Source organism: Salinisphaera sp., from assembly GCF_035690525.1.
In the GTDB taxonomy this organism is placed as follows: Bacteria; Pseudomonadota; Gammaproteobacteria; order Nevskiales; family Salinisphaeraceae; genus Salinisphaera.
Genome location: NZ_DASSKM010000191.1, coordinates 1 through 8,283, shown reverse-complemented (window position 1 = coordinate 8,283; position 8,283 = coordinate 1). Strand labels below are relative to the sequence as shown.

Below are 8,283 nucleotides of genomic sequence, written 5' to 3'. Positions count from 1 at the left end.
GCGACAGCCTCCGGCCTGCTGGCCGCCTGTACGACGGTCCCGGCCGCCGCCCAGACCGACCGGCGCCCCGGCGGCGATGCATCGTCGCGCCAGAGCGTCCGACAGGCCGCCCCCTCGACCGGCAAGGCCGGCTCGTGGACTGAAATCGGCCCCGCCGCGACCCAAACGAAAGGGGGCGCGGACCCCTGGATGGCCTCGCCCCACACCTGGGCGACCTTTAACGGCAATCTGAAAAACCAGAAATATTCGCCGGCCGATCAGATCACGCCGGACAACGTCGGCAAACTGAAAAAGGTCTGGGAGTACCACACCGGCGACGTGTCCGACGGCGGCGACGTGCCGATGACCGTGTGGTCCGCGACGCCACTGTTCGTCAACGACACGATCTATATCGGCACGCCGTTCTACCGGATCATCGCGCTGAATCCGGCGACCGGAAAGGCGAAGTGGACGTTCAACCCGCACGCCAAACTCAAGGCGCTGACCCAGCCGGACCTGAAGAATCGCGGCGTGGCGTACTGGCAGGCCGACGATCCCGAGCCGGGTGTGCCCTGCCAGAAGATCGTCTATATCGGCACGATGGACGCCAAGTTGTATGCGGTCGATGCCGATAACGGTAAGCGCTGCCCGAATTTCGGCGACCACGGCATGGTCGACGTCAACCAGTGGAATACGACCAACGACAAGTGGCCGCTATCGCTGCTGCAGCCGCCGACGGTCTATCACGACACGCTTTATATCGGCTGGGCTGGCAAGGACTGGGCCTACCAGGTCGCGCCGCCCGGCACGGTGTTCGCCCTGAACGCGCGCACCGGCGAGCGCAAGTGGACCTTCCACGCCCTGCCCAAGGACGCGATCAACAAAACCGGCACGGCCAACGTCTGGGCGTCGATGTCGATCGATCCGGAGACCGGTCTGCTGTACATCCCGGTCAGTTCGCCAAGCCCGAACTTCTACGGCGGCGAGCGCAAGGAAAAACTGCCGCTGGCCACGTCGGTGACCGCGCTCGACGCCGATACCGGCAAGGTGGTCTGGAGCCGCCAACTGGTGCATCACGATATCTGGGATTACGATACGGCCGCGCCGCCCACGCTGATGGATATCCACAAGAACGGCAAGACCATCCCGGCGCTGGTGCAGACGTCCAAGCAGGGCTATCTGTTCGTGCTCAACCGCAAGACCGGCGAACCGATCTACCCGATCGTGGAAAAGCCGGTGCCGAAGTCCGATGTCCCGGGCGAGCAGGTCTCGCCGACGCAGCCGACCGTCCCTTATCCCAAGCCCACGATCCCGGACCACTCGCCGGGCACGTTCTGGCTGGCCAATGTGGTGAGCTTGGGCGGCTGCGGCCGCACGATGGACAAGCTGCGCAATCAGGGCAAATTTACCCCGCCCAGTCTCCAGGGCTCGATGGCGTTTCCGCCCAGCGTCGGCGGCACCAACTGGGGCGGCGGCGCGGTGAATCCGAACAGCGGTATTTTCGTGGTCAACTCCTCCCACGTCGCATTTACCTATCGGTTGATCAAGCGCTCCGAGTACCAACAGAAGACGCAAGGCGGCGAAGGCAGCGGCGGCTATTACCGTCAGAAGGGCTCGCCGTACGGCGTGTATCTGGCGCCGCTTCTGAACTGGGCCGGCATGCCGTGCTGGAAGCCGCCGTACGGCACCATCGCGGCCTACAACATGGACACCGGCAAACGGCTGTGGAACGAGCCGTTCGGACAAGTCCAGAAGTACGGCTTCTATATGCCCAAATCCTGGGGCTCGGTGACCCTCGGCGGCCCGGTGATCACCAAGTCCGGCCTGATCTTCATCGGCGCCTCGATGGACTCGCGGGTGCGCGCGCTCGACGTGAAATCCGGCAAGGTGCTCTGGCGGGCCAAGGTCGACGCGCCGGCGGTCTCGATCCCGGCGGTCTATACCTACCAGGGCCGGGAGTACGTGACGTTCGCGGTCGGCGGCAATTCCATTCTGCTACCCAAGGTTTCCGACCAGGTCGTGACCTACGCGCTGCCCAAGAAGCAGCATTATACCAACCTGCAAAAGCAATGACCTACCAGTCAAAAATAGTCCGCAAATAAGCGCAAAATGCACGCAAATAAGACGCGCTTATGCACTTTATCTCGCTTTCATTCGCGTTTATTGGCGTTCATTTGCGGACGAATTCTGACTTCATGAAGATCGATCAATCTTTATGAGGGTTGGTATAATATCCGCCGGCCGAGCCCGGCCAGGCTCTCGCTGTAGCCTTCGGTGGCCTGAACGATATGCCGCGCGTTGAACTGGGCGCCCTGGGTGGTGATCGCATGATGCGGCGCCAGATAACGCACACGGCTGTGCTCGAAGATCGCCACACCGCGCCGCTCGACCGCCCGCGCCAGCCCGTGGACCAGCTTCATCGGATGCAGCGTGGCCGCATGACGGAAGAACAACGCGCCGTAGCCGTTGCGAAACCTCAACGAATAATTTCGAGCAGGCGATACCACGTCATGCCCAGCGCCAGCAGGGTATTGCCGAAGCGCTCGCCGAACGGCACCCGAGCATGCGGCAGGGCGGCGAAGGCATCGAACGTGCCCGTCTGGCCGTCGATGGCCTCGGCCAGTACCCGTCCTACGATATGCGAGGTCGCGATACCGTGGCCGGAATAGCCCTGGGCATAGTAGACGTTGTCGCCGAGACGCCCGAGCATGGGCATGCGGTTGGGCACGATCCCGGCCATGCCCTGCCACTGGTAATCGATGGCGATGCCGGCCAGCGCCGGGAAGGTCGCTTCCAGACGCGGACGCAGATAGGCCGCGATGTCTTCGGACTCGCGGCCCGAGTAGTTCGCGCCGCCGCCGAACAGCAGGCGGCCGTCCGCGGTCAGGCGATAGTAGTCGAGCACGAAACGCGTGTCGTAAACCGCGAGATCCTGCGGGTCGATACGGGCCGCGCGCTCGCCGAGCGGCTCGGTGGCGACGATGCCCAGCGCCGCCGGAAACAGCCTGCCGGTGAGATCGCGACGCGCCAGTTTGTGATAGGCGCCGCCGGCCAGCACCACCGTGTCGGCGGTGATCGCGCCGTAATCGGTAACCACCCGGGCCGGCGCGCCGTGCTCGATATCGACCACCGGCGAGGCCTCGAAGATCGCCGCGCCGCATGACGCCGCGGCCCGGGCTTCGCCGCGCACGAGATTCAGCGGATGCAAATGCAGGTTGGCGTCGTTGCGCAGCGCACCGTGGTAAAGCGGCGTATCGAGCAGGTCGCGCAATTCGTCTTTTTCGACCCAGCGCACGAGATCGCCCATGCCGCGGGCATGGGCGACTTCCAGACCGGCCTTGAGCGCGGACACATGGCGCGGCTTCCAGGCCGCCTGCAGGTGGCCGTGCTTGAGATCGCAGGCGATCGCGTAGCGCGCCACGCGCTCCTCGATGATGCGCTGGCCGCGCCAGCGAAGATTCCACACGAACGCCTCGGCGTCGCCGCCCGGCACGTCGCGCAAATGTTTCTTCAGCCCCGCCTCGCCGGACAAACTACCGGTGACCTGGCCGCCGTTGCGGCCCGACGCGCCCCAGCCGATACGCTGGGCCTCGACCAGCGCCACGGCATGGCCGCGCTCGGCCAGTTCGACGGCGGTGGCCACGCCGGTGAAACCGCCGCCGATCACGGCCACATCGACGCGCACCGCGCCGGAAAGCGATGCGTACTCGCCCGGCTCGGCGATCGAGGCGGCGTAATAAGAATCGGGATAAGGCTGTGCTTGATTATGCGGCATCGTCGAAACCACAGAGCACGTTCACCGCGTTGTTGAAGAAACAGTAGCCGCCATACTGGTCGACCGCGGCATGGTGGCCCGGCGGCCGGCACAGACCGAAGGCGGGTTCCCCGGTGGCCAGAACGTGATCGAGCGCGGTGAGCGCCACGTCCACGCTGGCGCGGGCCGCCGTCCAGGTACCGGCCTCGATCGCCGTCTCGGCGGCAAGCGCATAATAGCCGAGCTTGCCGTCGATATGCCTTGGCACGAAATCGGCTCTCGTGCGGCGCGTCGGCCAAGCCGTGGCAATGGCTTCGCCGGTATAACCGGCGGCCTGCCATTCTGCCCAGGCGTTCTCGATGAATGCGAGATAGCCTGCATCATGGACCGCCGCGATCGGCTCACGGCCGTGTGGGGTCGTACCCCGTATCTCGCCAAGGCCGGTAGCGCGGATTCGGGCGGCGATCATGTCGACGCGCTCCGGGCACTCCAGGGGAGCGATGAGCCGCCCGCCGGCCAGTTCGCTGGTCGAACGGCGGCTCTGCGTGCGGTTGTCGTGGAACGTCAGCATGGCGCCTCCCTTCGATCGAATCCGGCGGCCGGCGACATGCCCGCGACAACCTCGCCGCGGGCGGTGTGTCAGACGCGCAGCAGCAGGTACTCGCGTTCCCAGGAGCTGATCACCCTGAAATGCGCGATCTCTTCGGTGCGCTTGACCGCGAGGTAGGTATCGACAAAACGCTCGCCGAGCAGTTCCTTGAGCGGCATGCAGGCCGCCAGGGCTTCGAGCGCCCGGCCCATGTCGGAAGGCAGACGGTGGCCCTGGGCATAGGCCGAATCGGCCACCGGCGAGCGCGGCTCGAGTTTCTCGCGAATGCCGAGATAGCCGCAGGCCAGCGAAGCGGCCACGGCGATATAAGGATTCACGTCGGCCCCGGCGACGCGGTTTTCCACTCGTTTGCCGCGACGCCCCGAGTGCGGCACGCGCAGGCCGACGGTGCGGTTGTCGTAGCCCCATTCGGTGTTGATCGGCGCCGAAGCGTTGGACAGATCCGGCATCAGACGCCGGTAGCTGTTGACGTTGGGCGCGAGCAGCGCGAGCGCGGGCGGCAGATACGTCTGCAAGCCGGCGATGAACTGGTAGAAAAGCTCGGTCGGCTCGTTGGAGGCATCGGCGAAGGCGTTCTCGCCGCTGGCCACGTCGATCAGGCTCTGGTGGATATGCATCGAGCTGCCCGGCTCGTCGGCCATGGGCTTGGCCATGAAGGTGCCATACATGCCGTGGGCGAGTGCGACCTCGCGCAGCGTGCGCTTGAACAAAAACGCCTGATCGGCCAGATCCAGCGGGTCGCCGTGCTCGAAATTGATCTCCATCTGCCCCGAGCCCTCCTCGTGGATCAGGGTGTCGATATCGAGCGCTTCGGCTTCGCAGTATTCGTACATCTCCTCGAACAACGGATCGAATTCGTTGACCGCGTCGATGCTGTAGGCACGCCGGCTGATCTCGCGCCGGCCCGAGCGGCCGGCGGGCGGCTGCAAAGGATAGTCGGCGTCGGTATTGCGCTGGACCAGATAGAACTCCATCTCCGGCGCGATCACCGGCCGCAGGCCGAGCTCGTCGTAAAGCGAAAGCACCCGGCGCAGCACGTACCGTGGACTGACCACCACCGGCTCGCCGTTGAGATAACTGCACTCGTGGATGATCTGTGCCGTGGGTTCGCGCGCCCAGGGCACCAGCCGACAGGTCGACAGATCGGCGTCGAGCTGCATGTCGAGCTCGGCCGGATCGGCGATCTTTTCGTCGTCTTCCGGATAGTCGCCGGTGGCGGTCTGAATGAAAATGGAATCCGGCAGCCGTGGCCGTTCGCCGTTGAGATAACGCGCCGCGGGCATGATCTTGCCCTTGGCTTCGCCGGTGATATCCGGCACCAGACATTCGACCTCGCTGATGCGATTGGCGTTGAACCACTCGCGAATCTGCGGATCGCTCGAATCCTCGCTCATAAATCTCCCGGGATGTGGTCCCGGGCCGGCACCACGCCGGCCCGGCGCTGGGCTAGCGTGACAGTACTTCGCTCCAGAGCTGCTGGACGAACTGCAGGTCTTCGCCTGCGATCACCGGCGTGAAATGCAGACGCTTCATCTGCTCGTCGGTCGGCATGATCGGCGGCTCGGTCAGCGCCTTGTCCAGATACGGCCTGGCGGCCTTGTTCGGGCTCGCGTAGGCGTTCCAGTTGGACAGCTCGGCGCCGATCTTGGCCTTCAGGATGAAGTTGATGAACTTGTTGGCGAGCTTCGGATGCGGCGCGTGCGCGGGTATCGCCATACTGTCGACCCAGAGCTCCGCGCCTTCCTTGGGCACCACGAACTTGATGTCCTCGAAACCCTTCGGATTCTCGCTCTTGTCGAAGGCGTAATCGCCGTTATAAGCCATACCGGCGACGATATTGCCGCGAGCCAGTTGCTTGAGCGTCGGCGTGGCATCCTGAAAGCCGCTGAAGTTGGAGCGATTCTTGGTCTTCAGGATCAGCTTGGCGGCCTTCTTCCACTTATCGCGGCCGGTGCAGTCATACGAGTAGCCGAGATAGGCGCAGGCGGAACCGAACATGACCTGGGCGTCCGTGCCTATGGCGAACGGGTATTTCGAATTGACCTCCGGGTCGAACAGGATCGACCAGCTTTCCGGCTGCTCGCCCAGGACCTTTACGTTATACGCCAAACCGGTGTCGCCCCACTGGTAGGCGGCCACATACTCGCCGGTCGGATCGTAGGGCGGCTTCTGGAACCGCGACATCAGATTGTCGTAGTTCGGAATCTCGCTCTTATCGAGCTTCTGGAGCAGGCCGGTCTTGATCAGCCGCGGTACATAGTAGTTCGACGGCACCACGATGTCGTACTGCGAATCGCCGCCGGCGCGCAGTTTGGCGAACATCTCGGGCTGTGAGTTGTAGTAACTCTGCACCACGTTGACGTCGTACTTCGCCTCGAACTGCTTGATGATCTTCGGGTTCATGTACTGCGACCAGTTGAAGATATACAACGTGTCGGCGTCGGCCGCGAAGGCCGGGAACGCGAAGGCGGCGACGGCGGCCGCCGCGATCAGTCGGGTCAGGTTTCTGAGTTTTTTCATGATGGTCATGCTCCTCGTGCTGGCGGGTAGACGGTGTCGGTGAATGAAAGCCGGCGGGATCGGCGAGACCGCACCTCGGTCCGGCGTTGCCGGACGAGCCACGGCGGGTCGCGTCGTATTCCGGAGATATAATCTTCGTTATAGGTCGTCGCGGCGTCCACCGTGTCGCGCGCGAGTTGCGTGAGTACCGGCAACGCTCGTTTCATCTCATGCCCCTGTTCCAATGGCCGTAACGGACGGCAAACCCCTGTAATTCCGCATCGCAGCACTACCCGGCGCGCGGGCGCGCGCTGCGCACGTAGGTAAACGCCAGGGCAACCACGGCCGCGGCGAACACGGCCCCGATGATCAGCGTCGCGATCGCGTTGACCTCCGGCGTGATGCCTTTCTTGATCGCGCTCCAGATGAAGATCGGCAGCGTCGTGCTTTCCGGGCCCGAGGTGAAGAAGCTGATCACGAAGTCGTCGATCGACAGCGTGAAGGCGAGGAAAAAGCCGGACACGATCGCCGGGCGCAGCGTCGGCACGATGAAATACCAGGCGCGCTGCCAGCCTTTGGCATAGAGATCGTGGCAGGCCTCGAACAGCTGCGCGTCCAGGCCGACCAGCCGCGAATAGATCAACAGCGCCACGAACGGCACCTGAAAGCTGATATGCGCGATGATCATCGTGCCCAGGCCCAGATCGAACAGCCCGGTGGCGCTACTGATCGAGGTGAAGAAGGTCATCTGCGAAATGCCGTAGACGATGTCGGGCATCACGATCGGCAGATAGATCACCCACACCAGCCAGCCCAGCCGACGATGCCGGTAGGTGTACATGCCGTAGCCCAGCAACGTACCGATCACGGTCGCGATGACCGACGACGTGATCGCCAGCGTCAGACTGTTGTAGACGATATGGAGAATGATCTGGTCGGAAAACAATTCGGCGTACCAGCGCAGCGATACGCCGGCGAACACGGCCGAGGAATTGATGCTGTTGAACGAATACAGGGCGACCACGGCCAGCGGCGCATAGAGAAAGAACAGCACCACATACCAAAAGGCCCGGAGCCCGCGATGAAAGCCGCGAGAACTCATAACACCACCTGTGTGTCACCGCCGAGCCGCTTGCCGAGCCGCCGCAGTACCAGGAGGCCGAGCAGCGTGGCCACGATCATGATCAGTGCACCGGCCGCGCCCAGCGGCCAGTTCGAGGCCGCCGCGAACTGACGCGCCACCAGGTTGCCGAGCATCATCGATTTGCCGCCGCCCAGCAATTCGGGAATCACGTACATGCCGAATGCCGGGATCGAGACCAACACGGTGCCGGCCAGAAGCCCCGGCAAGGTCTGCGGCAGCACCGCGTGGATGAAGGTGCGGATCGGGCCCGCTCGCAGATCGCGCGCGGCATCGATTTGGGCGGTGTCGAGCTTTTCG

Annotated in this window: 7 protein-coding genes and 1 pseudogene; 1 reads left to right on the top strand and 7 read right to left on the bottom strand. The window is 64.0% G+C overall.

Annotated features, from left to right (window positions below; genetic code table 11):
* The coding region (locus tag VFJ08_RS14855; RefSeq protein ID WP_324998006.1) for a pyrroloquinoline quinone-dependent dehydrogenase at positions 1–2,052 on the top strand (2,052 nt) is incomplete at its 5' end.
* Between the two features lie 140 nt (positions 2,053–2,192).
* On the opposite strand, the pseudogene VFJ08_RS14850 reads toward VFJ08_RS14855, so the two are convergent.
* The 7 genes and pseudogenes from VFJ08_RS14850 to VFJ08_RS14820 all read right to left on the bottom strand — a co-directional run.
* Positions 2,193–2,555, bottom strand: a pseudogene (locus VFJ08_RS14850) (FAD-dependent oxidoreductase); the annotation flags it as partial.
* Entirely contained in the window at positions 2,456–3,754 is a 1,299-nt protein-coding gene (locus VFJ08_RS14845; protein ID WP_324998005.1) for an FAD-binding oxidoreductase, read from the bottom strand. The gene VFJ08_RS14845 and the pseudogene VFJ08_RS14850, both read right to left, overlap by 100 nt.
* Positions 3,744–4,304 (bottom strand): hypothetical protein, encoded by a 561-nt coding sequence (locus tag VFJ08_RS14840; RefSeq protein WP_324998004.1) that lies wholly within the window; start codon positions 4,302–4,304, stop codon positions 3,744–3,746. Before VFJ08_RS14840 ends, VFJ08_RS14845 begins: the two co-directional genes overlap by 11 nt.
* Before the next feature lie 68 nt (positions 4,305–4,372).
* On the bottom strand, positions 4,373–5,737 hold the full coding sequence (locus VFJ08_RS14835; RefSeq protein WP_324998003.1) for a glutamine synthetase family protein: 1,365 nt from the start codon (positions 5,735–5,737) through the stop codon (positions 4,373–4,375).
* 52 nt (positions 5,738–5,789) lie between these two features.
* Complete coding sequence (locus VFJ08_RS14830) at positions 5,790–6,863, bottom strand: spermidine/putrescine ABC transporter substrate-binding protein (protein ID WP_324998002.1); 1,074 nt, start codon at positions 6,861–6,863, stop codon at positions 5,790–5,792.
* A 268-nt stretch (positions 6,864–7,131) separates the two neighbouring features.
* Positions 7,132–7,944: an ABC transporter permease gene (locus VFJ08_RS14825; protein WP_324998001.1), complete on the bottom strand. Its 813-nt coding sequence runs from the start codon at positions 7,942–7,944 to the stop codon at positions 7,132–7,134.
* A partial coding sequence (locus VFJ08_RS14820; protein WP_324998000.1) for an ABC transporter permease occupies positions 7,941–8,283 on the bottom strand: 343 nt, incomplete at its 5' end. The genes VFJ08_RS14825 and VFJ08_RS14820, both read right to left, overlap by 4 nt.